Genomic DNA, 25,764 nt, shown 5'->3' on the forward strand with positions numbered 1-25,764 from the left:
TACTGCGACCGTCCACGAACTCCCGGCTGAGCGGGAGTTGGCCGAGGAGGACGCCGTTCGCGTCGAGCAGGATGTCGGTCCAGCGGGCCGGAGTGGAAGGTACCGGGTCCTTCGGGACGCCTGGCGGGTGAGGCGTCGTTCGCGGCGCTGCGCGGGGTCAGCCCCGTCGAGCGCTCCTCGTGCAGTCGGCAGTACCGGCACCTCAACCGCGGCGGCGACCGGCAGGCGAACGCGGCCCTTTCTTCCACCTGGTCAGACCTGTGCAGCCGCAACCCTCGTTATAGGGGCAGTCGTGAGACGTGAGAGGGTCTGGGGCGTGAGTGAGACACCGTCGAACACCCTGCAATACCGCTTTGACGGGCCGGAAGACGCCCCGGTCCTGATCCTGGGTCCCTCACTGGGCACCACATGGCACATGTGGGACCGGCAGGTTCCCGAGCTCGCCCAGCAGTGGCGCGTCCTGCGGTTCGACCTGCCGGGGCACGGCGGCGCGCCCGCCCACCCGGCGGGCTCCGTCGCCGAACTCACCGCCCGGCTGCTCGCCACCCTCGACGCGCTCGGTGTGCAGCGCTTCGGTTACGCGGGCTGTGCGCTCGGCGGTGCCGTGGGCGTCGAGCTGGCGCTGCGCCACCCCGAGCGGGTCGCCTCGCTCGTGCTGATCGCCGCCTCCCCCCGGTTCGGCACCGCCGACGAGTTCCGCCAGCGCGGAGTGATCGTCCGGACCAACGGCCTCGACCCGATCGCCCGTACGTCCCCCGACCGCTGGTTCACCCACGGCTTCGCCGCCGCCCAGCCCGCGATCACCGAGTGGGCGGTGCAGATGGTCCGCACCACCGACCCCGGCTGCTACATCGCCGCGTGCGAGGCGCTCGCCGCGTTCGACGTACGTCCCGAGCTGGGCCGCGTCGGCGTGCCGACCCTCGTGCTGGTCGGCTCCGAGGACCAGGTCACCGGCCCCGCCGAGGCGCGCACGCTGGTCGCCGGCATCCCGGACGCCCGCCTCGCGGTCGTCCCCGGCGCCTCCCACCTGGTTCCGGTGGAGCAGCCGGCCGCCGTGACCGATCTGCTGGTCACGCACTTCTCGACCGCCTGGCAGCCCGTCATCGACCCCGGCACCGGCCAGATCGCGATCACGGCCGCGCCCGTCAAGCCGGTGCCGGCCGCGCCGCCGCCGCAGCCCACGGCGCCGATCGCCGAGATCGCGCCGCCCGTGGCGCAGCCCCAGCCCGCCGGGCGGCCGGACCCGTACGACGCGGGCCTGAAGGTGCGCCGGGAGGTGCTGGGCGACGCGCACGTCGACCGGGCGCTGGCGCAGGCCGGTGACTTCTCCGGCGACTTCCAGGAACTCCTCACCCGCTACGCCTGGGGCGAGGTCTGGAACCGGCGCGGACTCGACCGGCGTTCGCGCAGCTGCGTCACCCTGACCGCGCTCGTCGCCGGCGGCCACCTGGAGGAGCTCGCCTTCCACACCCGCGCGGCCCTGCGCAACGGCCTCACCCCGGACGAGATCAAGGAGGTCCTGCTCCAGGCGGCCGTCTACTGCGGCATCCCGGCGGCGAACAGCGCCTTCCGCGTGGTGCAGCAGGTCATCCTCGAGGAGACCACGCTGGCGGAGTGACGCCGGCGCCGGACCGACGCCGCCGCCGGCGGGGTGCGCACCGCCGCACCCCGCCACCGCACACCCTCACCGCTCCTGCGTGCAGGATGGGACGCATGAAGCTCACGAAGATGTCGCACGCCTGTGTCCGGCTGGAGAAGGACGGCCGGACGCTCGTCCTGGACCCCGGCGGTTTCAGCGAAGAGGACGCCGCGCTCGGCGCGGACGCCGTCCTGGTCACGCACGAGCACCCGGACCACTTCGACGAGGGGCGGCTGCGCGCCGCGCTGGAGCACAATCCCGCCGCCGAGATCTGGACCCTGCGCTCGGTCGCCGAGCGGATCTCCGCGGCCTTCCCGGGCCGTGTGCACACCGTCGGCCACGGCGACACGTTCACCGCCGCCGGCTTCGACGTGCGGGTCCACGGCGAGCTGCACGCCGTGATCCACCCGGACATCCCCCGCGTCACCAACGTCGGCTACCTGATCGACGACGGCGCGGTCTTCCACCCCGGCGACGCGCTCACCGTCCCCGACCACCCCGTCGAGACGCTGATGCTGCCGGTCATGGCCCCCTGGAACAAGATCTCCGAGGTCATCGACTACGTCCGCGAGGTGAAGCCGCGACGCGCCTACGACGTCCACGACGCCCTCCTGACCGACCTGGCCCGCCCGATCTACGACCGCCAGATCGGGCAGCTGGGCGGCACGGACCACCGCCGGCTGACGCCGGGGACCAGCACCGACGTCTAGGGCCTGTCGTTTGGATCAGGCCGGCCTCGAGCTGCGGTGCGTCTCGGCCGACCCGAGCGGGGTCTGGTGCGTGCAGCTGCAAGGCGGAGGAGGGCGCCAACGCGGTGGGGGTCCCCCCTGCTCGGAGAGCTAGGGGGAGTTGGCAACCGACGACAACGCGGCTGGGGGTCCCCCCTGCTCGAAGAGCTAGGGGGAGTGCGTGCCAGACCACGCGACGCCGGGATGATCCAAACGACAGGCCCTAGGGGGTGTCTTTCCGATCATCCGATCGTTGTGTTGGTCGTGAGGGATGGGGAGATAACTGACGCCGCTTGGGCGGTGATCGAGCCGCTGATGCCGCCTGCGGGTCGCGCCCGGGGCAGGTGGCGGGATCACCGCCAGGTGCTCGAGGGCATCGTGTTCAAGTTCCGCACCGGGGTGCCCTGGAGAGATCTGCCGGAGCGGTTCGGGCCCTGGCAGACCGTGCACGGACGCTTCGCCCGCTGGGCCGCCGACGGAACCTTCGATCGGCTGCTGGCCGCGGCCCAGGGGAGAGCGGAGGTGGACTGGCTGGTCGCGCTGGACTCCACGATCGTCAGGGCCCATCAGCACACCGCGGCCAAAGGGGGCTCGAGGAACGCGGCCTCGGACGCTCCCGCGGCGGGCTGACCAGCAAGATTCATCTGGCCTGCGACGGACGGGGCCGGCCACTGTCCTTCACGGTCACGGCCGGCACCCGCAACGACTGCACCCAGGCCGAAGCAGTCATTGACAAGATCCGCGTCACGCAGCCCGGACCGGGACGGCCCCGGGTCCGGCCTGAGCGGGTGGTGGCCGACAAGGGCTACTCGGCCCGGACCTTCCGCGCCTACCTGCGCAGACGCGGAATCAAGGCGACCATCCCCGAGCGCGTCGACCAGCTTGCGGGCCGACTCCGTCGCCGGTGAACGGCCCTGTGTTCTCGACAGAACCGTCTACCGCCGCCGCAACGTCGTCGAGCGCTGCTTCAACCGCCTCAAGCAGTGGCGCGGAATCGCTACCCGATACGAGAAACAGCCCGGCCGCTACCTCGCCGCCATCACCCTGGCCAGCACACTCATCTGGCTCGAGACGTGATCGACAAGACGCTGCCTAGGCCCGACCCGGGCGGGGGAGCGTTGTCAGTGGGTCCGGGTAGGTTGTGAGGCATGCGCATCGCGACCTGGAACGTGAACTCGATCACCGCCCGCCTTCCGAGGCTGCTGGCCTGGCTGGAGAGCAGCGGCACCGACGTGCTGTGCCTGCAGGAGGCCAAGGTCGCCGAGGACCAGTTCCCCTTCGAGCAGCTGCGCGAGCTGGGCTACGAGGCGGCGGTGCACGCCACCGGCCGGTGGAACGGCGTGGCCGTGCTCTCCCGCGTCGGCATCGAGGACGTGGTCAAGGGCCTGCCCGGCGACCCCGGCTTCGACGGCGGGGTCGAGCCCCGCGCGATCTCGGCGACCTGCGGCCCGGTCCGCGTCTGGTCGGTCTACGTGCCGAACGGCCGCGAGGTGGAGCACGCGCACTACGCGTACAAGCTCCAGTGGTTCGAGGCGCTGCGCGCGGCCGTCGCCGGTGACGCCCAGGGCAGCAGGCCGTTCGCGGTGATGGGCGACTACAACGTCGCGCCGACCGACGACGACGTCTTCGACGTGGCCGCCTTCGAAGGCTCCACCCATGTCACCCCGGCGGAGCGCGCCGCGCTCGCCTCGCTGCGCGAGGCCGGGCTGAACGACGTGGTGCCGCGCCCGCTGAAGTACGAGCACCCGTTCACGTACTGGGACTACCGCCAGCTGTGCTTCCCGAAGAACCGCGGCATGCGCATCGACCTGGTGTACGGCAACGAGCCGTTCGCCAAGGCCGTCAAGGACGCTTACGTGGACCGGGAGGAGCGCAAGGGCAAGGGCGCCTCGGACCACGCGCCGGTCGTCGTCGACCTGGACGTGTAGACCCCGGCGTCCGGATCGTCCCGGCGCCGCCGGGGCCGGGGCGACATGGCCGGGGCGACAAGGCCGGCGCGACGGGGCCCGGCTCACAGCAGCCGCGGGTCCACGGAGTCGCCCAGCGCGGCCAGCCCCGCGTCCCCGGGGTGCAGATGGTCGCCGCTGTCGTAGGCCGCCCGCATCCGCGCCGGGTGTACCGGGTCGCGGACCACGGCGTCGAAGTCCAGCACGCCGTCGAAGACACCGGTGGAGCGGATCCAGCGGTTGACCGCCGTCCGCTCGGTGTCCACGGCGGCCGGGCAGCGGGCGTGGCCCTCGCAGGGCAGGATCGTCGCGGCGAGGACGCGCAGGCCCCGTGCGTGCGCCCGGCCGGCGATCGTGCGCAGCCCCTCGATCAGCGGGGCGGCCGCGACGGAGTCGAGCAGGTCGTTGACGCCCTCGAAGACGACGAGCGTGCGCACGCCGGTCTGCGCGAACACGTCCCGGTCGAGCCGGTGCAGGGCGCTCACCCCGGACTGCTCGGCCGACACACCGTCGCCGGGGTAGCGGTCGGTCAGCACACGGTTGCCGGAAATGCCGTGATTCAGCACGCCGTAGTGCGGCACGGCGCTCTGTCCGCGCAGCCGTCCGGCCAGGATGTCGGGCCAGCGCCGGTTCGTGTCGGGTGTCGAACGGTCCCCGTCGGTGATCGAGTCGCCGAGGGTGACCACCGCCCCGCTCCCGCCGCCGACGTCCACCCCGGTCAGCAGCGGCCGGCTGGTCAGGGTCGCGGTGTAGGCCGCCGGGGAGACGTCCGCGGTGTGATCGCCCGGCTCGCTCAGATACGACCGCTGCTGCCCGAGCCGGTGCACCGCAGCCGCCGTCACCGGACCCGGCAGATGGAAGCTGACCAGCAGATCGGCGTCGGCCGGCACGGTGAAGTCCAGCGGATCGCTGTCCGCCTGCGCCCCCGCCGGGATCACCACCCCGGCCGCCCCGCCGAAGGTCAGCGCCACGGGCGGTGCCGCGGGAACCGCTCCCGACGCCCGCACCGCCACCGACGCCGCGCCGATGCGCACCGGGGTGCCCGCGAAGGTGTTGCCGAACCGCAGGCGCACCCGCGGCCCGCCCGCCGAGGTGTGCACGACCAGCCGCAGCGTGCGGTCCGTCCACGGGCCGACGGCGGGCAGGCCGCCGGTCGACGCGGCCCAGCTGCCGGTCCAGCCCGGCGCGGGCGAGCGCACCGAGACCGCGAACACGTGCAGCGCCGGGGCGACGGGCAGCCGTACCGCCGCCACCGTGCGCCCGGCGGCGAGCGGCACCGTCACGACGTACAGCCGGGCCCGCTGGGTGAGGCGGCCGCCGGGTGTGTTGACGTGCGGCAGCGCCACCGTCTTCGTGGCGAGCGGCCCGGTGCGCCAGTCGGGGACGGTGAGGGCGTACGGCGTGGTCGTGCCGTCCGTGTAGCGGACCGTGCCCGTCCCGCCCGTGACGTGCCCGGCCGTGCCCGTCACCAGGAAGGCCAGCGCGTCACCACGCCCCGGCAGACGCACCCACTGCCCGGCGGACCGTACGTTGTCCGCCTCGCCCGGCGCCCGCCGCGGCCAGGTCAGCCGCGTCCCCTGCACGGTCAGTGCCCGCCCCGGGGTCCAGCCGGCGGCCGCGAGGTCCTGCGCCGACAGGGACGCCCCGGCCCCGTCGAAGTCCGCGCCGCCCGGCCGCGCGTCGTCGCTGACGGCGGCGTTGTCGTAGAGCCGCTCCAGCGGCAACGGCAGCGGCACGGTGCTCGCGGCCCCCACCGCAGCGGACGGCGGCAGCGGCACCGTGCCGGCCGTCGAAGCCGCCCCGGCCGGCGGTGGACCGGCCGTGGTCAGGACGAGGGCCGCCACCAGCCCCCCGACGCCTCGGCGCATCACCCGCACCCGCTCCTCCCGCGCTCCTCGGCTCACCCGGGCCCCGGCCGCGCCCGCCCACCGCGAAGCTAGGAAGGGGTCCAGAACCCGTCAACGCGCCATGCCTGGGAGGGAAGCGAAAGGGGCCGGACGGCGGCGCATGTGAGGGAGCAAAGGAGGCCCGCGCGCCTGTGGTGCGCACGTGGGTGCGAATGTCACGCTGTCCGTATGAATCTCCCTTTTCTGGGCATCGGGCGCAGGAAGATCGGTGAGGCGCGGTTCACTGCGGCCCCGGAGGCGGTCGCGGCGCTCCTGTCGGAGTGCGAGCTGCTGCGCTCGCAGGCCGCCGAGGCGGGCGTACGGCTCGACGACACGGCGGCCTCGCTGGAGGCGCTGGACCAGGTGGTGCCGCGCTGGCGGGACGACGCGGAGATGCTGCCCTGGCTCGGCAACGACGCGGGGCTGTACCTCGGCACGGTGGTCGTGCGCACGGTGCCCGGCGCCGCGTGGGAGATCCGCCCCGGCGGGCCGCCGGTGGTCCGGCTCGCCTCGGGACGGGAGATCGACGTGGTGGCCGCGGGCCGGGACTGGGCCGAAAGCGGGGTCCCGGAGCTGTCACAGCTGTACGCGGAGGTCGCCGAGGACTGACCCCGGGGAATCCGAGGGTGAGGTCATGGCCCAACCTCCGGCTTAAATACGGCTTATGCCCGCAAAGTGCGTGTCGTGTCCCCGGGCGCAGGGCCGCTGGATAGGTTGCGGCAACCACGACACAGCTGAGAGTGAGTAGGGCTGCGCATGGCCGTCGATCCGTTGATCGAGCTGCGGAACGTCAACAAGTACTTCGGGGAGCTGCACGTCCTGCACGACATCGACCTCTCGGTGGGCAGGGGGGAGGTGGTCGTGGTCATCGGCCCGTCCGGGTCGGGGAAGTCGACGCTGTGCCGGGCCGTCAACCGGCTGGAACCCATCCACTCGGGCACCATCCTGCTGGACGGGCGGCCGCTGCCCGAAGAAGGCAAGGAGCTCGCCCGGCTGCGCGCCGAGGTCGGCATGGTCTTCCAGTCGTTCAACCTCTTCGCCCACAAGACCGTGCTGCAGAACGTCTCGCTCGGTCAGGTCAAGGTGCGCGGCCGCAAGAAGGACGACGCCGACCGGCGTTCGCGCGAGCTGCTCGACCGGGTCGGGGTGGCGGAACAGGCCGACAAGTACCCCGCGCAGCTCTCCGGCGGCCAGCAGCAGCGCGTCGCCATCGCCCGGGCCCTCGCCATGGACCCCAAGGTGATGCTGTTCGACGAGCCGACCTCCGCCCTCGACCCGGAGATGATCAACGAGGTGCTGGAGGTGATGCGGCAACTCGCCCACGACGGCATGACCATGGTCGTCGTCACCCACGAGATGGGCTTCGCCCGCTCCGCCGCCAACCGCGTGGTGTTCATGGCGGACGGCCGGATCGTCGAGGACCGCAACCCCGACGAGTTCTTCACCAGCCCGCGCAGCGACCGCGCCAAGGACTTCCTCTCCAAGATCCTCAAGCATTGAGGGAGTTCAGGCCCTCAGGGTGCCGACCCCTGCGCGGAATCGAACGAGGAGCGCTCCGCATGGTCCGTACCGCTTGTGCCCGCACGGCGGTTCTCAACTACGATGTGCCGTTCATCCCTGTGGTGACGACCGAGGCCGTACCCGCCGGTGCGGCCGCACCACGAACGCTGCTGCCGGGGGTGGGTCCCCCCACGGCCCCTCGTCCGTAGGGGGCAGCAGTACACAGGGCCATACCCGCCCGGCCGCGGCCGCAGATCACTGCACGCGGCGGCAGCGACCCACGCCAGGGGCCGCCCGCCGCGAGGAGAAGGTCAGCCGCGCGCCGGTCGGGTTGTGCTCGTTCCGGGGACGTGACCCCGCTCGCACGACACGGCGTCAGGTTTGCGCCCGGTGCGAGGTCCTCGCCGCCGCGGGCAGCGGGGCCAGCGCGGCCCGGGTGACGTCCGCGACCAGCTCGACCACGTCGGGTCCGTACGCCTGCGAGTTGACCACCTTCAGCAGCAGCGCGAAGGAGTCCCTGCCGTGTTTGCGGGCGAGCCGCTCGTGGTTGCGGGCGAGGTAGCGGGTGGCGGCCTGGTTGGTGATCGCGGTCTGACCGCAGAAGAGGAACACCGGCCGGTCGCCGTGGCTGCCGTCCACGGTGAGCCGCGCGAGCAGCACGTACTCGGCCCGGCCGGCCTCCAGCCGGTACCGCTCGGAGCCGATCTGGAAGACGCCGCGGTCCGGGCCCGGTTCGGCGTCCACGTTGACCCGCACCCCGGGCAGCAGCGACGACAGGTGCGCGGCCATACGGCGGTTGGAGGCCGGCCCGCCGACGCAGAACTCGGTGCGTTCCCCGAAGCCCTGACGGGCCGTGTCGTGCGCCAGCACCTGGGCGTGCGCGCGGCAGTCCTTGATCAGCGCGGCCAGTTCGAGCAGCGCGAACACGTCGTGGCGCATCACGGCCAGTTCCGGCCCGCCGGCGTTGCGGTTGACCACCAGCAGCGACTCGGAGTCGTCCGGCAGCCCGAAGAACGCCTGCTTGCGCCGGAGTTTCCGCTGCCACAGCCAGGTGCGGGCCAGCCATCCCAGGGCGGCGCTGATGCCGGCCGCTATCACCCCGAGGACGATGTTGCGCACGTCGTCGTTCATGGGCGCGCATGTTACGTGACTGACGTGACCATGATGGTGGAATAGGCTGCGCGAACGGTCCCTCAACCGGAGGTGCGGATGCGTCGTCCTGTTGCCCGGAAACTGTCCGTTCTGGCGGTCTCGGCCGCCGTGGTGTCGGTGGGGGCGGCAGCACCGCCCGCCGCGCACCGGGATCCCGTCCAGAAGGTCCCCCTCGCCGTCGGCTACGGCGGCGCCGTCGCCAGCGTCGACGCGGACGCCTCCGCCGCCGGCATCGAGGTGCTGAGGAAGGGCGGCAACGCGGTCGACGCCGCCGTCGCCACCGCCGCAGCGCTCGGCGTCACCGAGCCCTACTCCGCCGGCATCGGCGGGGGCGGCTACTTCGTCTACTACGACGCCCGGTCGCGCACCGTGCACACCATCGACGGCCGCGAGACCGCGCCGCTGAGTGCCGATCAGAACCTGTTCACGGAGAACGGCAAGCCGCTGGCCTTCGCCGACGCCGTCAGCAGCGGACTGAGCGTCGGCACCCCGGGCACCCCCGCCACCTGGCAGGCGGCACTGGACGCCTGGGGCAGCAAACGGCTGGCGAGCGTGCTGAAGCCCGCCGAGCGGCTCGCCAGGGACGGGTTCACCGTCGACGACACCTTCCGCTCGCAGACGGCCTCCAACGAGACCCGGTTCCGCTACTTCCCGGACACCGCGAAGCTGTTCCTGCCGGGCGGGCAGCTGCCCGTCGTCGGGTCGACGTTCAAGAACCCCGACCTCGCCGCCACCTACGCCGAGCTGTCCCGCAAGGGCGTCGGCGCGATCTACCACGGCGACCTGGGCCGGGACATCGTCGACACCGTCAACCACCCGCCCGTCGATGCGGCCTCCGGCTGGAACGCACGCCCCGGCGCGCTGTCCGCACGGGACCTGGCCGCCTACCGCGCCAAGTACCAGGCGCCCACGAAGACGTCGTACCGCGGACTCGGTGTGTACTCCATCGCGCCCTCCTCCTCCGGCGGCACCACCGTCGGCGAGGCGCTCAACATCCTGGAGAACACCGACCTGTCGAAGGCCACCGAGGCGCAGTACCTGCACCGCTACATCGAGGCGAGCCGGATCGCGTTCGCCGACCGCGGGCGCTGGGTCGGCGACCCCGCCTTCGAGGACGTACCGACGAAGGAACTGCTCTCGCAGCGGTACGCCGACTCACGGGCCTGCCTGATCAAGGACGACGCGGTGCTCACCAGCCCCGTGCCGCCCGGCGACCCGCGCCACCCCGCCGACTGCGCCGCCCGCGGCACCGCGGCGCCGACGACGTACGAGGGCGAGAACACCACGCATCTCACGGTCGCCGACAAGTGGGGCAACGTCGTCGCCTACACGCTCACCATCGAGCAGACCGGCGGCAGCGGCATCACCGTGCCCGGCCGCGGCTTCCTGCTCAACAACGAGCTGACCGACTTCTCCTTCGCCCCCGCCAACCCGGCCGTGCACGACCCGAACCTGCCCGGCCCCGGGAAGCGGCCCCGCTCGTCGATCTCCCCGACGATCGTGCTGGACGGGCACGACAAGCCGGTCGTGGCGCTCGGTTCACCGGGCGGGGCGACCATCATCACCACCGTGCTGCAGACCCTGACCGAGTTCCTCGACCGCGGGCTGCCGCTGGTCGACGCGATCGCCGCGCCGCGCGCCAGCCAGCGCAACGCCGCGCAGACCGAGCTGGAACCGGGCCTGTGGAACAGCGAGCTGAGGACACAGCTGGAGAAGCTCGGGCACTCCTTCAAGCTCAACCCGGAGATCGGCGCCGGAACCGGCGTGCAGCGGCTGCCGGACGGGCGCTGGCTCGCCGCCGCCGAGAAGGTACGGCGCGGCGGGGGCTCGGCGATGGTGGTCCGCCCGGCGCCCTAGGACCCGGGCTGCGGCCCGGACCTGCCCGGTGCGACGGCCGTCCGCCCGCGTTCCGGCGTGACGGCCGTCCGTCCGTTCTTTCGGCGTGACGGCCGTCGGGCCGGTGACAGGGCCGGCGGCCGTGGGCTCTACAGCTCGGGGGCCGGCCGCGCCTGCGTGCGGAACGCCAGCCGTCCGTCCTCCACGTCGACCGTCACCCGGCCGCCCTCGCTGATCGTGCCGTCCAGCAGCAACCGGGAGAACTGGTTGTCGACCTCCCGCTGGATGGTGCGGCGCAGCGGCCGGGCGCCGTACTCCGGCTGGTAGCCGCGCTCGGCGAGCCAGTCCACGGCCGCGTCGGTGAAGTCCACCGTGACGCCCTGCGCCTGCACCAGCCGGCGGGTCTGCGTCAGCAACAGCCGTGTGATCTGCCGCAGTTCGTCGCCGGTCAGCTGGCGGAAGACGACGATCTCGTCGATCCGGTTGAGGAACTCCGGCCGGAAGTGCTCGCGCAGCGGCCGCAGGATCTGTTCGCGCCGCGCCTCCTCGTCGGCGTCCGTGCCGGTCGCGCCGAAACCGATCCCGGCGCCGCGCCGTGTGATGGCCTCCGAGCCGAGGTTGCTGGTCATCACGATCACGGTGTTGGTGAAGTCCACCGTGCGGCCCTGGGAGTCGGTCAGCCGGCCGTCGTCCAGCACCTGCAACAGGATGTTGAAGACGTCCGGATGCGCCTTCTCCACCTCGTCGAGCAGCAGCAGCGAGTACGGGTGCCGGCGCACCACCTCGGTGAGCTGCCCGGCCTCCTCGTGGCCGACGTACCCGGGCGGGGCGCCGACCAGCCGGGACACCGTGTGCCGCTCCTGGTACTCGCTCATGTCCAGGCGGACCATGCGGTCCTCGCTGCCGAACAGCGCCTCCGCCAGCGCCCGCGCCAGCTCCGTCTTGCCGACGCCGGTCGGGCCGAGGAAGAGGAACGAGCCGATCGGCCGGCCCGGCGCGGACAGACCGGCGCGGTTGCGCAGGACCGCCTCGGAGACGACGCCGACCGCCTCCTCCTGCCCGACGACCCGCTGGTGCAGATGCTCCTCGAGGCCCAGCAGGCGTTCCTTCTCCTCCTGGGTGAGGCTGCTGACCGGGATGCCCGTCTGCCGGGACACCACCTCGGCGATCGCCTCCGCGGTGACCTGCAGGTTCTGGCCCTCGTCGGCCTCGCCGTCGCCGGCCTCGGCGATCCGCTGCTTCAGCTCCGTGATCCGGTCGCGCAGCTGCGTGGCCGTCTCGTACTGCTCGTCCGCGACCGCCTGGTCCTTGTCCCGGCTGAGCTGCTCGACCTCGCGCTCCATGGCCCGTACGTCGGTGCCCTTGGTGCGTGCCTGGAGCCGCACCCGCGCGCCGGCCTGGTCGATCAGGTCGATCGCCTTGTCCGGCAGCCGCCGGTCGGTCAGATAGCGGTCGGACAGCTCGACGGCCGCCAGCAGCGCCTCGTCGGTGTAGCGGACCTGGTGGTGGGCCTCGTAGCGGTCGCGCAGCCCGCGCAGGATCTCGATGGTGTCCGGCACGGACGGCTCCGGCACGAGGATCGGCTGGAAGCGGCGGGCGAGCGCCGCGTCCTTCTCGATGCGCCGGTACTCCTCGAGCGTGGTCGCGCCGACGATGTGCAGCTCGCCGCGGGCCAGGGCGGGCTTGAGGATGTTGCCCGCGTCCATGCTGCCGCCCTCGCCGCCGCCCCCGGCGCCGACGACGGTGTGCAGCTCGTCGATGAAGACGATCAACCGGTCGGAGTGGGTGCGGATCTCCTCGACGATGGTGTTCAGCCGCTCCTCGAAGTCACCGCGGTAGCGGGTGCCCGCGACCACCCCGGTCAGATCCAGGGCGACCACCCGCCGCCCGATCAGGATGTCCGGCACGTCTCCGTCGGCGATGCGCTCGGCCAGCCCCTCCACGATGGCGGTCTTGCCGACGCCGGCGTCACCGATCAGCACGGGGTTGTTCTTGCCGCGCCGGGAGAGCACCTCGATGGTCTGCTCGATCTCCGTGTCCCGCCCGATCACCGGGTCGATTCGGCCCTGACGCGCCAGGTCGGTCAGGTCGCGGCCGTACTTGTCGAGGGTCGGCGTGCCCGTGGGCCGGGCCCGCTCGGAGCGGGGCATCTGCGGGGCCTCCGGCGCCGCCGGCGGGCCCGAGGGGGCGAAGCGGGCCGCGTTCAGGATGTGGCCGGCGGCGGAGTCCGGGTTGGCGGCGAGCGCGCTGAGCACGTGCTCCGGGCCGATGTAGCCGGCGCCGCCGGCGCGCGCCATCTCGTGCGCGTCGAGCAGGGCCCGTTTGACCGCGGGGGTGAGGGAGAGCGAGGTCGGCGCGGGCGCCTCGCCGGGCGGGTGCTGGACGGGGCCCGACCGCTCGTCGATCTCCGAGGCGAGCGAGTCCGGGTCCGCGCCCGCCCGGCTGAGCAGACTGCGGGTGGGCTCGCTGGACAGCGCGGCCCGCAGCAGGTGCTCGGTGTCCAGATCCCGGCTGCCGTGCTCGGCGGCGTACTGCGCGGCGCCGCGCACCAGTTCCCTGGCGGGCTGGCTGAGCAGACGGCCGATGTCGATCTGGCGGGGCCCCGGGCGGGGCCCGCCGAAGAAGCGGGCGAGGAATTCTCCGAAGGGGTCGCCCTCCGGGCCGAGGTAGCCGCTGGTCATGGCGCTCCGTTCCTTCACTGAGACGTTCCGGAGGCGGGTAACCGGGGGTGGGGTCGGTCATGCCCACGATGGCATGTTCTGGCGGGGGGCGCCTTCCGGCCCGGGGGGTGCCGGTCCGGGTGGTGCCGCTCAGCGTTGCGTGAGGATGCGGGGCCCGGCTTCCGTGATGGCCACGGTGTGTTCCGCGTGGGCGGCGCGGGTGCCGTCGTCGGTGCGCAGGGTCCAGCCGTCGGGGGCCGCGTGATAGCCGTCGGTGCCGCCGGCGATCAGCATCGGCTCGATCGCCAGGACCATGCCGTGGCGCAGGGGCAGGCCGCGTCCGGGGCGGCCCTCGTTGGGGACACCCGGATCCTCGTGCATACGGCGTCCGATGCCGTGTCCGCCGAAGCCGTCCGGGATGCCGTAACCGGCCGAACGGCACACCGTGCCGATGGCGTGGGCGATGTCGCCGATGCGGTTGCCGACGACGGCCGCCTCGATGCCGGCCGCGAGGGCGCGTTCGGCGGTCTCGATGAGCTTCAGGTCCGCCGGGCGCGGGCGGCCCACGGTGAAGCTGATCGCGGAGTCGCCGACCCAGCCGTTCAGCTCGGCGCCGAAGTCCGCGGAGAGGAGGTCGCCGTCGCGCAGGCGGTACGCCGTGGGGATGCCGTGCACGATCGCGTCGTTCACGGAGGCGCAGAGCACGGCCGGGAACGGGGTCGGCGCGAAGGAGGGCCGGTAGCCCAGGAAGGGGGACGTCGCGCCCGCCTCGCGCAGCACGTCGTGGGCCACCTCGTTCAGTTCCAGCAGGGAGACGCCGACGTCGGCGGCCTCCCGTACGGCCGTCAGGGCGCGGGCGACGACCTGGCCCGCCTCGTACATCGCGTCGATCGACGTGTCCGTCTTCAGTTCCACCATGCCAATTACTATACCGGTATTAGAATGGGCGCCATGGTGCGTACCCCTCTCACACCCGAAGAGCGCGAGCGCGGCGAGCGGCTCGGCCGGCTGCTGCGCGAGGCCCGCGGCGACCGCAGCATGACGCGGGTCGCGGCGGATGCCGGGATCTCCGCGGAGACGCTGCGGAAGATCGAGACCGGCCGGGCCCCCACGCCGGCCTTCTTCACCGTGGCCGCGCTGGCCGGCGCGCTCGGGCTGTCGCTGGACGAGCTGGCCGTCCGCTGCGCGCAGGCGGGCCTGGACCTCGCGGCGGCCTGAGCGTCACCGCTGCCCGGGCGGGGAGCTGAGGTCCCCGCCTCCCGGGCGAAAACTCCGTGTAGCCGTGCCGTAACACAACCGGTGTTGGCTGAGGTTCCGGAGTGATCCCCTCGGGCGGGAGTCGGGCGATGGTGGTGGAGCAGCTCCCGGGCGCGGTACGGGAGTTCGTGGAGTACCTCGACGTCCTGCTGGGGCGTCTCGACCCGGGCGACGGCTGGTGCGCCGTCTTCCTGCGACGCGATCCGGACGGCATGCGCGCGTGCAGTGAGGGCCGCGAGATGCCGCCGTGGGACGTCGTAGAGGCACTGCTGCAGGACCTCGCCGGGCGTGACGGGCCGCGGGCCGCCGCACAGGAGTCCGAGCGGGCCCGCGCCCTGCACGCCGCCGCGGTCCGCGCCTACGACGCCCGCCCCGGTGGCCGGGGGGCGCTCGCGGACCGCCTCGATGTGATGCTCCGCGAACAGCGCTACGCCGCGGAGCGCTGCGCGGGCCTGGCCCGGGCGCTCGCCTGCGCCGCGACCCGCGAGGAGGCCGATGCCGTGCGACTCGACCTGGCCTGGTCCCGGGACGACCACGACCGCGCGACGGCCCGCTGCGCGGAACTGCGGACGCGGATGGCGCGCCTGGACCGTGCGCCGTCGCCCCCCGCGCCACACCGTCCCGCCGAACCGTCGGCCGACGCCCCACCGGTGCGACCCGGCGTCCCGCCGGTTGAGCCGGGCTTCGCGGCCCAGCCCGGCGTTCCCCCGGCCCCGGCTGGCGGCCCGCCTGCTCGGCCCGGTGCCCCCATCGCCCAGCCCGGCGTGCCGCCGCCTGCCCGGCCTGGCCGCCCGCCGGTTGAGCCGGGCTCCTCGGCCCAGCCTGGTGCCCTCCTGGCCCAGCCCGCCGTCCCTCTGGGCCGGCCCGGCGTCCCCCCGGCTCCGCCCGCCGTGCAGGCGGGTGCTTCGCGGTCGGCCGGGCCTGTGTCGGTCCCCACCGGGCCTCCCGTCGATGCCCGGGCTGTCGGTCGCTCCACGGTCCCCGATGCCGGGACGCGTAAGCGGCGTCGGGGCGGTGCTCGGTTCGCCGGTGCCGTCGACGAGGGGGATGCCGCGCTCGCCGCGGCGCCGGCGCCGGCGCCGGTCGTCGATGCCGGCCGTACCCCGCGGGGGGCCCGGTTCGCCGGGGCCGGCGAGGGTGCCGGGCAGGGCGTCGGGGCGGCACCCTCGCCCGAGCCGGTGGACGGGGCCGACCGCCGGGCGGTCCAGGACGCCGTGGACCGGCTCGCGCGGCTGCGCGCCGACGGTCGTAGCGGTGACGCACATGTGCTGCTCGTGGAGCTCGCCCACTGGCCCGCCGCCCGCTTCCCGCTGCTCGCCGCCGAGCTGCACCGGGCCGGGCTCGGCGCGGACTGGGCGACGCTGCTGTGGGAGGCCGCATCGCTGCCCGCCGAGCGGCTCGTGGCCGCCGCGGACGCGCTCGTCGCGGCCGGCCGGGACACCGACGGCGAGCACATCCTGCGGCAAGGGGTCGTACGGCCCGCCGAGGAGATCGGCGCCGCCGTGTGCGCGCTGCACACGGCCGGCCGCCACCGCGAGGTGCGCGCGCTGCTCGGCGCCTACGTCCGTGTCCGCACCCCCGAGGAGGCCGCCCGCAGCGCCGCCGCCGACCCCGAACTCCTCGTGCCGCTGCTGCTGGAAGCCGCCCGCGGCGACACCGACGAGCGCCACTGGGACCTCCTGCACGCCCTGCGCGTCGCCGGCGTCGCCCACTGACCCCGCACCCCCGGCCACCGACGCCCGCACCCGATGCCACCGCACGCCACCGACACCCGCACCGGAGGTCACCGCACGCCACCGACACCCGCACCGGAGGTCACCGCACGCCACCGACGCCCGCACCCGATGCCACCGCACGCCACCGACGCCCGCACCCGCGGCCACCACAGACCACCGACGCCCTCCCCCGATGCCGCCCCACCCCACCCCACCCCACCACTCCAGCCACCGACCCCCGCACGCAGGCACCCACCTCCGCCCCCGCAAGCCGCCACACCCGCCCCATCAGCCCCAGGCATCACCCACAGGAGTGTCAATCGTGCTCGACTCAGCGGGTTGGCGACGATGGTCTTGGCAAGCCCGTCCGGGAGGCTTACGTTCGTGCCTCTACGGCCTGCTTCTACGGGCGTAGAGGCTCTGACGTCGCGTCGAAGGAGCAGCTCATGGCGAACGTCGTCCGTGCCGCCCTGGTCCAGGCCACCTGGACCGGCGACACCGAGTCCATGGTGGCGAAGCACGAGGAGCACGCCCGCGAGGCGGCCCGGCAGGGAGCCAAGGTGATCGGCTTCCAGGAGGTGTTCAACGCCCCGTACTTCTGCCAGGTCCAGGAGCCCGAGCACTACCGCTGGGCCGAGTCCGTCCCCGACGGCCCGACCGTGCGCCGTATGCAGGAGCTCGCCCGCGAGACCGGCATGGTGATCGTCGTCCCGGTGTTCGAGGTCGAGCAGTCCGGCTTCTACTACAACACCGCCGCCGTGATCGACGCCGACGGCAGCTACCTGGGGAAGTACAGAAAGCATCACATCCCGCAGGTGCGGGGCTTCTGGGAGAAGTACTACTTCAAGCCCGGCAACCTCGGCTGGCCCGTCTTCGACACGGCCGTCGGCAAGGTCGGCGTCTACATCTGCTACGACCGGCACTTCCCGGAGGGCTGGCGGCAACTCGGGCTCAACGGAGCCCAGTTGGTCTACAACCCCTCCGCCACCCACCGCGGTCTGTCGAGCTACCTGTGGCAGCTCGAGCAGCCCGCCGCGGCCGTGGCCAACGAGTACTTCGTCGCCGCGATCAACCGCGTCGGCCAGGAGATCTACGGCGACAACGACTTCTACGGCACCAGCTACTTCGTCGACCCGCGCGGACAGTTCGTCGGCCGGCCCGCCTCCGACTCCAAGGAGGAACTGATCGTCCGCGACCTCGACTTCGACCTGATCGACCAGGTGCGGCAGCAGTGGGCCTTCTACCGCGACCGCCGCCCCGACGCCTACGAAGGACTGGTGCAGCCGTGAGCGACCTGTACGCCCGCCACCGCCGCGTGATGCCGGACTGGCTCGCGCTGTACTACGACGACCCGATCGAGATCACACACGGCGAGGGCCGCCACGTCTGGGACTCCGCCGGCCGTCGCTACCTGGACTTCTTCGGCGGCATCCTGACGACGACGACCGCGCACGCCCTGCCGGAGGTCACCAAGGCCGTCAGCGAGCAGGCCGGGCGGATCATCCACTCCTCCACCCTCTACCTCAACCGTCCGATGGTCGAGCTGGCCGAGCGCATCGCCCAGCTCAGCGGCATCCCCGACGCCCGGGTCTTCTTCACCACCTCCGGCACCGAGGCGAACGACACCGCCCTGCTGCTCGCCACGACCCACCGGCGCAGCAACACGATCCTCGCGATGCGCAACAGCTACCACGGCCGCTCCTTCAGCGCCGTCGGCATCACCGGGAACCGCGGCTGGTCGCCGACCTCGCTCTCCCCGCTGCAGACGCTGTACGTGCACGGCGGGGTGCGCACCCGCGGCCCGTACGCCTCCTTGAGCGACGCCGAATTCATCGCGGCATGCGTGGACGACCTGAAGGACCTCCTCGGCCACACCCGGCCGCCCGCCGCGCTGATCGCCGAGCCGATCCAGGGCGTCGGCGGCTTCACCTCGCCGCCGGACGGCCTGTACGCCGCCTTCCGCGAGGTGCTCGCCGAGCGGGGCGTGCTGTGGATCGCCGACGAGGTGCAGACCGGCTGGGGCCGCACCGGCGACCACTTCTGGGGCTGGCAGGCGCACGCCCGCGGCGGCCCGCCGGACATCGTCACCTTCGCCAAGGGCATCGGCAACGGCATGTCCATCGGCGGCGTGATCGCCCGCGCCGAGATCATGAACTGCCTGGACGCCAACAGCATCTCCACCTTCGGCGGCACCCAGGTCACCATGGCCGCGGGCCTGGCCAACCTCGGCTATCTGCTGGAGCACGACCTGCAGGGCAACGCCCGGCGCGTCGGCGGTCTGCTCCTCGAGCGGCTGCGCGGCATCGCCGCCCAGGTCCCGGCCGTACGGGAGGTACGCGGACGCGGGCTGATGATCGGCGTCGAGCTGGTGCGACCCGGCACCGACGAGGCCGACCCGCAGGCCGCCGCGGCCGTCCTGGAGGCGTGCCGCACCGAAGGGCTGCTCATCGGCAAGGGCGGCGGACACAACACCTCCGCGCTGCGCATCGCCCCGCCGCTGTCCCTGACCGTCGCGGAGGCCGAGGAGGGCGCCGCGATCCTCGAGGACGCCCTCAGGAGCATCCAGTAGCCGCACGGTGAACACGAAGCCGGGCGGGGCCGGACGAGCCGCGACACGGAGCGGCGACACGGAGCGGCGAGACGGAGCGTCGACACGGAGCGGGGAAGGCGCCATGACCACCACCTGGGAACCCGTGGAAGCGGCCCTGTCGGTACGGCAGATCCTCACCCTTGAGCGGGTGCTCGCCGGGGAGCCCGAGGTGGTGGCCGGCGCCGGCCGGCTGGACCGTCCGGTGCGCTGGGTGCACGTCGCCGAGGCACCCGACGTCGGCGTGATGCTCAGCGGCGGCGAACTCGTGCTCACCACCGGCGTGCTCCTCGCCGGCGACGAGGACAAGCAGGCCGACTACATCCGCTCCCTGCACCGCGCCGAGGCGGCCGCGGTCGTCCTGGGCCTCGGACGGGCGTTCCCGGCCGCGCCGGAGGTCATGCGCCGGGCCGCCGAGCGGTGCGGGCTGCCGCTGGTCGTGCTGCACCGGCCGTTCCCCTTCGCGCAGCTGACCGAAGAGGTGCAGGCCCGGCTGGTGCGGCGCGAGTTCGCCGCGGTCAGTCTGTCCGAGGCGGTGCGCACCGCGCTGACCGCCCTGATCACCTCCGGTGCCCCGCTGCAACGCCTCCTCGACGAGATCGCCCGGCACTGCGGCTGCCCCGTCGTCGTCACCAACCTCGCCCACCGGGTGCTGGCCACGGCGGGGGAGCGGTCCGCGGTGGACGACGTGCTGCGCGACTGGGAGCGCATCGCACGCCAGGCCGGCGCCGCCGACGCCGACGGCTGGGTCCGCGCCGAACTCGGGGGTCACGGCGAACGCTGGGGCCGCCTCGTGCTGTGCGGCCACCGGGGCGAGCAGGCCACCGGCCGCCTGCTCGCCGAGCGGGCCGCCGAGGCGCTCGTGTTGCACCGCATGCTCGCCGGTCCGGCCGCCCGCACCTGGGAGGAGCAGTCCGCGCAGAGCCTGCTCACCGACCTGGTCAGCGGCGTCGTACCGGCCCGGCACCTGCTGCCCCGGGCGCGCGCCGCGGGGCTGCCCGTCAACCGGCGCACCTTCGTCCCGCTGGTCGTCCGCGACCGCGACGCCGTACAACTCGACCGTGTCCTGCGGCTGCTGGGGCTGCCGGGCCTCGTCGCCGGACTCGCCGACGACACCACCGCCGTCCTGCTCAGCCTCGCCCGCGACCAGGACGCCGACGCGCTCACCGCCCACTTCGCGACCCGGCTGCGCGCCACGCACCCCGCGGGCGGGCCGGACGACCACGCCCCGGCCGTGGTCGCCGCCGCCGATCCGCGCACCGCCTGGGACGACGTACCGGCCGGACTGCGCGAGGCACGGCACGTCTCCGACGCCGTCGCCGGCTCGGCGGCCGCCCTCGACCTGCCGCCCGTGGTCCGCCTGCGGGACGTCCATCTGCGCGGCCTGATCCGGCTGCTGCGGGACGACCCGCATGTGCAGTCCTTCGCGGAGCGGGAGCTGGACGGGCTGCTCGGCACCACCGACGACGACCTGCTCGCCGTCCTGCGCACCTACCTCGCCACCGGCCGCAACAAGTCCCGCACCGCCCGGCTCCACCATGTCTCCCGGCCCGCCCTCTACCGCCGGCTGGAAGCGATACAGACCCGCCTCGGCGTGGACCTGGACGACTTCGAACAGGCCGCCTCGGTGCACATAGCCCTCCTCGCGCACGACGCGCAGCACCCCTGACACACGACGACCACCCGGGAAACGGCGGTGACCCATGCGCCAGGCGAAGGGTGACACGGTGACACGCCGCACCCCCGCGGACGTGACACGGTGCACCTCACCGCGCGCCCGCGGACTTTCTACGCTCGCCGCACACCGACCGAGCGGAGGAACGTGATGAGCCGAGTGATCCGCGCCGCCCTCTTCCAGACCGCGTGGACGGGCGACAAGGAGTCCATGATCCAGGTCCATGAGCAGGCGGTCCGCGACGCCGCCGCGCAGGGCGCCCAGGTGCTGTGCTTCCAGGAGCTGTTCTACGGGCCGTACTTCTGCCAGGTGCAGGACCCCGCCTTCTACGCGTACGCCGAGCAGATCCCGCACGGCCCGATCGTGCAGCGCTTCCAGGCCCTTGCACGGGAGGCCGGCATCGTCCTCGTCCTGCCGATGTACGAGGGGGAGCAGCCCGGCGTCCTGTACAACACCGCCGCCGTGATCGACGCCGACGGCTCCTACCTCGGCAAGTACCGCAAGACACACATCCCCCAGGTCAAGGGGTTCTGGGAGAAGTTCTACTTTCGCCCCGGCAACGGAGGCTGGCCCGTCTTCGACACCGCCGCCGGCCGGATCGGCGTCTACATCTGCTACGACCGGCACTTCCCGGAGGGCTGGCGGGCCCTCGGCCTCGCGGGCGCCGAGATCGTGTTCAACCCGTCGGCCACCTCCCGCGGCCTGTCCCGCTATCTGTGGCAGCTGGAACAGCCGGCGGCGGCCGTGGCCAACGAGTACTTCGTCGGCGCGATCAACCGGGTCGGCGTCGAGGACCTCGGCGACAACGACTTCTACGGCACCAGCTACTTCGTCGACCCCGAGGCGCAGTTCGTGGGCGAGGTCGCGAGCGACAAGGAGAGCGAGCTGGTCGTCCGCGACCTGGACCTGGCCAAGCTGCGGGAGGTGCGCGACCGCTGGCAGTTCTACCGGGACCGCGCGCCGGGGGCGTACGAACCGCTGACGGCGCCGTAGACGCCCGGGCGCGCCGCGGGCGCGACCAGCCACCGACAACCGGCACAGACCCACCGGGAGGAGCGACCCAGACATGAGCGACCGCACAGTGATCCGCGGTGGCCTCGTCGTCACCGCGTCCGACGAGATCCACGCCGACGTCCTGATCGAGGGCGGCCGTATCGCCGCCCTCGCCGCCTCCGGCACCCCGGCCGCCGGGGCGTGGACGGCGGAGCGGACGATCGACGCCACCGGGAAGTACGTCCTCCCGGGCGGCGTCGACGCCCACACCCATATGGAGCTGCCGTTCGGCGGCACCTTCGCCTCCGACACCTTCGAGACCGGCACCCGGGCCGCCGCCTGGGGCGGGACCACCACGATCGTCGACTTCGCGGTGCAGAGCGTCGGCCACAGCCTGCGCGAGGGCCTTGACGCCTGGCACGCCAAGGCGGAGGGCAACTGCGCGATCGACTACGGCTTCCACATGATCGTCTCCGACGTGAACGACAAGACGCTCAAGGAGATGGACCTGCTGGTGGAGGAGGGCGTGACCTCCTTCAAGCAGTTCATGGCCTACCCGGGCGTGTTCTACTCCGACGACGGCCAGATCCTGCGGGCCATGCAGCGCTCCGCCGGCAACGGCGGGCTGATCATGATGCACGCCGAGAACGGCATCGCGATCGACGTCCTCGTCCAGCAGGCCCTGGAGCGCGGCGAGCGGGACCCGCGTTTCCACGGTGAGGTCCGCAAGGCGCTGCTGGAGGCGGAGGCCACCCATCGCGCCATCCGGCTCGCGCAGGTCGCCGGGGCGCCCCTGTACGTCGTGCACGTCTCGGCGACGGAGGCGGTGGCCGAGCTGGCCCGGGCGCGCGACGAGGGACTGCCGGTGTTCGGGGAGACCTGCCCGCAGTACCTCTTCCTGTCCACCGACAACCTCGCCGAGCCCGGCTTCGACGGCGCCAAGTACGTCTGCTCCACACCGCTGCGGCCCAAGGAGCACCAGGCCCAGCTGTGGAAGGGCCTGCGCACCAACGACCTCCAGGTCGTCTCCACGGACCACTGCCCGTTCTGTTTCAAGGGCCAGAAGGAACTGGGCCTGGGCGACTTCTCCAAGATCCCCAACGGGCTGCCGGGCGTCGAGAACCGGATGGACCTGCTGCACCAGGCCGTCGTCGACGGGCACATCTCACGGCGCCGCTGGATCGAGATCGCCTGCGCCACCCCGGCCCGGATGTTCGGCCTGTACCCGAAGAAGGGCACCATCGCGCCCGGCGCCGACGCGGACGTCGTGATCTACGACCCGCACGCCGAGCAGGTGATCTCCGCCGAGACGCACCACATGAACGTCGACTACTCGGCGTACGAGGGCAAACGGGTCACCGGCCGCGTCGAGACCGTGCTCTCGCGCGGTGAACTCGTCATCGACCAGCGGGAGTACACCGGGCACGCCGGTCACGGCGTCTACCTGCCCCGCTCCACCTGTCAGTACCTGAACTAGCCGAACGAGGAGTGGCGCCCATGGACTTCGGGCTCGTCCTGCAGACAGACCCGCCCGCCTCCCGGGTCATCGACCTGATGAAACGGGCCGAACACAACGGCTTCAGCCACGGCTGGACCTTCGACTCCGCCGTGCTGTGGCAGGAGCCGTTCGTGATCTACAGCCAGATCCTGGCCCAGACGCAGACACTGACCGTTGGCCCGATGGTGACGAACCCGGGGACGCGCACCTGGGAGGTCACCGCCTCCACCTTCGCCACCCTCAACGACATGTTCGGCAACCGCACGGTGTGCGGCATCGGCCGCGGCGACTCCGCCATGCGCGTCGCCGGCCGCAAGCCCAACACGCTCGCCCGGATCAGCGAGGCGATGAAGGTCATCCGGGCCCTGGCCGGCGGCCGGGAGGCCGACCTCGGCGGCGGCACCGTCGTGCGGTTCCCCTGGATCAAGCCGGGCGCCGAACTGCCCGTGTGGATGGCAGCCTACGGGCCGAAGGCGCTGAAGATGGCCGGCGAGGAGGCCGACGGCTTCATCCTCCAGCTCGCCGACCTCTATCTGACCGAGTACATGGTCAAGGCCGTCCGTGACGCCGCCACCGCCGCCGGACGCGACCCGTCGAAGGTGACCGTCTGCGTCGCCGCCCCCGCCTACGTCACCGACGACGACTCGCCCGAGGCCCTCGCCCACGCCCGCGAGCAGTGCCGCTGGTTCGGCGGCATGGTCGGCAACCACGTCGCCGACCTGGTGAGCAAGTACGGCGAGCACTCGGCGGCCGTCCCCGACGAACTCACCGACTACATCAAGGCCCGCCAGGGCTACGACTACTCCCACCACGGACGCAGCGGCAACCCCGACACCGCCTTCGTCCCCGACGAGATCGTCGACCGCTTCTGCCTGATCGGACCGGTCGAGCGGCACATCGAGAAACTGCGGGCGCTGCGCGCGCTGGGCGTCGACCAGTTCGCCGTCTACGACATGCACGACGCGCAGGAAGCCGTCATCGACGCCTACGGGCAGCACGTCATCCCCGCCCTGACCGCCTGACCGCCTGACCGCCTGACGGCCTGACCCCCGGCCGCCCGGCCCCCGCCTTCAAGCCCTTGGTCGCCCCTCCCCGCCTCCCGGGGGAGGGGCCGGTGCCCGCACCCACCCCGTCCCACCTCACCCCATGGGGCTGCCATGACCGAGACCGCTCCCTCCGCCATACCCCCGACCGGCCAGGTCACCCTGCCCGACGGCCGGGTCGAGCTCGCGCCTCACTCCGCGCCGCCCGGCGGCCGTTACGCCAACGAGGACCTGCTGCCGGTCCCGACGGCACGGCGCACCTGGACGACGTACAACTTCTGCGCGCTGTGGGTCGGCATGGCCCACAACACCGCCTCCTGGACGCTGGCCTCCGGGCTGATCGCCGTCGGGATGGACTGGAAGCAGGCGGTGTTCACCATCGCCCTCGCCAATGTCATCGTGCTCGTGCCGATGCTGCTCACGGGGCACGCCGGACCCAAGTACGGCATCCCCTTCCCGGTGTTCGCACGCGCCTCGTTCGGGCTGCGCGGCGCCAACCTGCCCGCCGTGGTGCGGGCGTTGGTGGCGTGCGGCTGGTTCGGCATCCAGACCTGGATCGGCGGCGAGGCGATCTACTTCCTCGCCGGGAAGCTGATCGGTTCCGGCTGGTCGCAGGCGTCCCACATCGGCGGCCACGCCTGGACCATGTGGCTGTCGTTCGCGCTGTTCTGGGTGCTCCAGGTCGCCATCATCCACCGGGGCATGGAGACCATCCGCCGCTTCGAGAACTGGGCGGCGCCCTTCGTGCTGGTCGGCGCGTTCGTGATGCTGTGGTGGATGAGCGACAAGGCCGGCGGTCTCGGCCCGCTCTTCGACCAGCCGTCCAAGCTCGGCTGGGGCGCCGACTTCTGGAAACTCTTCGCGCCCTCCCTCATGGGCATGATCGGCTTTTGGTCCACCCTGTCGCTGAACATCCCCGACTTCACCCGCTACGGCCGCAGCCAGAAGGCGCAGACCTGGGGCCAGGCTCTCGGACTGCCCACCACGATGACCCTGTTCGCGTTCCTGTCGGTGCTGGTCACCTCCGGCTCCCAGGCGGTGTACGGCCGGCCCGTCTGGGACCCGGTGCAGCTCGCGGCGAAGACCGACAGCACGGTCGGCCTGCTGTACGCCCTCGTCACGGTCCTGGTGGCGACCCTGTCGGTGAACATCGCGGCGAACCTCGTCTCCCCGGCGTTCGACTTCTCCAACGTCGCGCCGCGCCGGGTGAGTTTCCGCACCGGAGCGCTGATCACCTGCGTGCTGGCCGTGCTGATCTGCCCGTGGAAGCTGTACGCCGACCCGCAGGGCTACATCTTCACCTGGCTCGGGCTGGTCGGCGGACTGCTCGGCACCGTCGCCGGCATCCTCGTCGCCGACTACTGGATCCTGCGCCGCGCCCGCCTCGACCTCGCCGACCTGTACCGGGCGGGCGGACGCTACTGGTACGCGCGCGGCTGGAACTGGCGGGCCGTGGCCGCCTTCGCGGCGGGCGGAGTGCTGGCCGTCGGCGGCGCCGACTTCCACCCGCTGATCGACGGCCGGCCCATCCCGGCGCTGGCCTCGCTCGCCGACTACGGCTGGGCCGTGGGCCTCGGCACGTCACTGGTGGTCTACCTGGCGCTGATGCTGCCGCGTGGCCGCGGCGCTGCCTGATCCCTCGCGGGGCG

Annotated in this window: 19 protein-coding genes and 2 pseudogenes; 17 read left to right on the forward strand and 4 right to left on the reverse strand. The window is 72.8% G+C overall.

The genetic code is table 11. From position 1 onward, the window contains the following. Positions 1 to 117: 117 nt before the first annotated feature. From ACZ64A_RS01995 to ACZ64A_RS02015, 5 genes and pseudogenes are all read left to right on the forward strand, one after another. Positions 118 to 240: pseudogene (locus ACZ64A_RS01995) on the forward strand (transposase); the annotation flags it as partial. A 76-nt stretch (positions 241 to 316) separates the two neighbouring features. Further along, positions 317 to 1,618, forward strand: a complete 1,302-nt coding sequence (pcaDC, locus tag ACZ64A_RS02000; RefSeq protein ID WP_469807602.1) for a bifunctional 3-oxoadipate enol-lactonase/4-carboxymuconolactone decarboxylase PcaDC — start codon at positions 317 to 319, stop codon at positions 1,616 to 1,618. Between the two features lie 95 nt (positions 1,619 to 1,713). Next, positions 1,714 to 2,349: an MBL fold metallo-hydrolase gene (locus ACZ64A_RS02005; RefSeq protein ID WP_469807603.1), complete on the forward strand. Its 636-nt coding sequence runs from the start codon at positions 1,714 to 1,716 to the stop codon at positions 2,347 to 2,349. Positions 2,350 to 2,631: 282 nt separating this feature from the next. After that, a pseudogene (locus tag ACZ64A_RS02010) lies at positions 2,632 to 3,444 on the forward strand (IS5 family transposase). Between the two features lie 71 nt (positions 3,445 to 3,515). Then, positions 3,516 to 4,295, forward strand: a complete 780-nt coding sequence (locus ACZ64A_RS02015; RefSeq protein ID WP_469807604.1) for an exodeoxyribonuclease III — start codon at positions 3,516 to 3,518, stop codon at positions 4,293 to 4,295. 83 nt (positions 4,296 to 4,378) lie between these two features. On the opposite strand, the gene ACZ64A_RS02020 is transcribed toward ACZ64A_RS02015, so the two are convergent. Beyond that, positions 4,379 to 6,181 carry an SGNH/GDSL hydrolase family protein gene (locus tag ACZ64A_RS02020; protein WP_469807605.1) on the reverse strand — a complete coding sequence of 601 codons (1,803 nt, stop codon included), beginning with the start codon at positions 6,179 to 6,181 and terminating at the stop codon, positions 4,379 to 4,381. Between the two features lie 207 nt (positions 6,182 to 6,388). Here ACZ64A_RS02020 and ACZ64A_RS02025 point away from each other — a divergent pair, with 207 nt between their 5' ends. Both ACZ64A_RS02025 and ACZ64A_RS02030 read left to right on the forward strand, forming a co-directional pair. After that, positions 6,389 to 6,808 carry a DUF6278 family protein gene (locus ACZ64A_RS02025; RefSeq protein ID WP_469807606.1) on the forward strand — a complete coding sequence of 140 codons (420 nt, stop codon included), beginning with the start codon at positions 6,389 to 6,391 and terminating at the stop codon, positions 6,806 to 6,808. A gap of 147 nt (positions 6,809 to 6,955) precedes the next feature. Beyond that, the gene (locus ACZ64A_RS02030) at positions 6,956 to 7,699 is read left to right on the forward strand and encodes an amino acid ABC transporter ATP-binding protein (RefSeq protein WP_469807607.1); all 744 of its coding nucleotides are present in this window, start codon (positions 6,956 to 6,958) and stop codon (positions 7,697 to 7,699) included. 375 nt (positions 7,700 to 8,074) lie between these two features. Here the strand turns inward: ACZ64A_RS02030 and ACZ64A_RS02035 are convergent, their stop codons facing one another. After that, positions 8,075 to 8,830: a hypothetical protein gene (locus tag ACZ64A_RS02035; RefSeq protein ID WP_469807609.1), complete on the reverse strand. Its 756-nt coding sequence runs from the start codon at positions 8,828 to 8,830 to the stop codon at positions 8,075 to 8,077. A 78-nt stretch (positions 8,831 to 8,908) separates the two neighbouring features. Between ACZ64A_RS02035 and ggt the strand changes: the two genes are divergently transcribed. Beyond that, the gene (ggt, locus tag ACZ64A_RS02040) at positions 8,909 to 10,708 is read left to right on the forward strand and encodes a gamma-glutamyltransferase (protein WP_469807610.1); all 1,800 of its coding nucleotides are present in this window, start codon (positions 8,909 to 8,911) and stop codon (positions 10,706 to 10,708) included. 128 nt (positions 10,709 to 10,836) lie between these two features. Here the strand turns inward: ggt and ACZ64A_RS02045 are convergent, their stop codons facing one another. Next, positions 10,837 to 13,368, reverse strand: a complete 2,532-nt coding sequence (locus ACZ64A_RS02045; protein ID WP_469807611.1) for an ATP-dependent Clp protease ATP-binding subunit — start codon at positions 13,366 to 13,368, stop codon at positions 10,837 to 10,839. A 129-nt stretch (positions 13,369 to 13,497) separates the two neighbouring features. Beyond that, positions 13,498 to 14,265 carry a type I methionyl aminopeptidase gene (gene map, locus ACZ64A_RS02050; RefSeq protein ID WP_469807613.1) on the reverse strand — a complete coding sequence of 256 codons (768 nt, stop codon included), beginning with the start codon at positions 14,263 to 14,265 and terminating at the stop codon, positions 13,498 to 13,500. A 33-nt stretch (positions 14,266 to 14,298) separates the two neighbouring features. On the opposite strand from map, the gene ACZ64A_RS02055 reads away from it, so the two are divergent. The 9 genes from ACZ64A_RS02055 (at position 14,299) to ACZ64A_RS02095 (ending at position 25,750) form a co-directional block, all read left to right on the forward strand. Beyond that, on the forward strand, positions 14,299 to 14,565 hold the full coding sequence (locus tag ACZ64A_RS02055) for a helix-turn-helix domain-containing protein (RefSeq protein ID WP_469807614.1): 267 nt from the start codon (positions 14,299 to 14,301) through the stop codon (positions 14,563 to 14,565). A gap of 128 nt (positions 14,566 to 14,693) precedes the next feature. After that, a complete protein-coding gene (locus ACZ64A_RS02060; protein WP_469807615.1) occupies positions 14,694 to 16,319 on the forward strand; it encodes a hypothetical protein in 1,626 nt (541 codons plus the stop codon). Between the two features lie 446 nt (positions 16,320 to 16,765). Then, entirely contained in the window at positions 16,766 to 17,608 is an 843-nt protein-coding gene (locus ACZ64A_RS02065; protein WP_469807617.1) for a nitrilase-related carbon-nitrogen hydrolase, read from the forward strand. A 29-nt stretch (positions 17,609 to 17,637) separates the two neighbouring features. Beyond that, entirely contained in the window at positions 17,638 to 18,888 is a 1,251-nt protein-coding gene (locus ACZ64A_RS02070) for an aspartate aminotransferase family protein (RefSeq protein ID WP_469809026.1), read from the forward strand. 103 nt (positions 18,889 to 18,991) lie between these two features. Further along, positions 18,992 to 20,575 (forward strand): PucR family transcriptional regulator, encoded by a 1,584-nt coding sequence (locus ACZ64A_RS02075; protein ID WP_469807618.1) that lies wholly within the window; start codon positions 18,992 to 18,994, stop codon positions 20,573 to 20,575. Positions 20,576 to 20,731: 156 nt separating this feature from the next. Then, positions 20,732 to 21,574 carry a nitrilase-related carbon-nitrogen hydrolase gene (locus ACZ64A_RS02080; RefSeq protein ID WP_469807619.1) on the forward strand — a complete coding sequence of 281 codons (843 nt, stop codon included), beginning with the start codon at positions 20,732 to 20,734 and terminating at the stop codon, positions 21,572 to 21,574. Positions 21,575 to 21,647: 73 nt separating this feature from the next. Beyond that, positions 21,648 to 23,051, forward strand: coding sequence for a dihydropyrimidinase (gene hydA, locus ACZ64A_RS02085; RefSeq protein ID WP_469807620.1), 1,404 nt, complete (start codon positions 21,648 to 21,650; stop codon positions 23,049 to 23,051). A 20-nt stretch (positions 23,052 to 23,071) separates the two neighbouring features. Next, on the forward strand, positions 23,072 to 24,094 hold the full coding sequence (locus ACZ64A_RS02090) for a TIGR03842 family LLM class F420-dependent oxidoreductase (RefSeq protein WP_469807621.1): 1,023 nt from the start codon (positions 23,072 to 23,074) through the stop codon (positions 24,092 to 24,094). A 135-nt stretch (positions 24,095 to 24,229) separates the two neighbouring features. Then, a complete protein-coding gene (locus tag ACZ64A_RS02095) occupies positions 24,230 to 25,750 on the forward strand; it encodes an NCS1 family nucleobase:cation symporter-1 (RefSeq protein ID WP_469807622.1) in 1,521 nt (506 codons plus the stop codon). Positions 25,751 to 25,764: the final 14 nt, after the last annotated feature.

This window comes from Streptomyces sp. NPDC104814 (genome assembly GCF_055583185.1).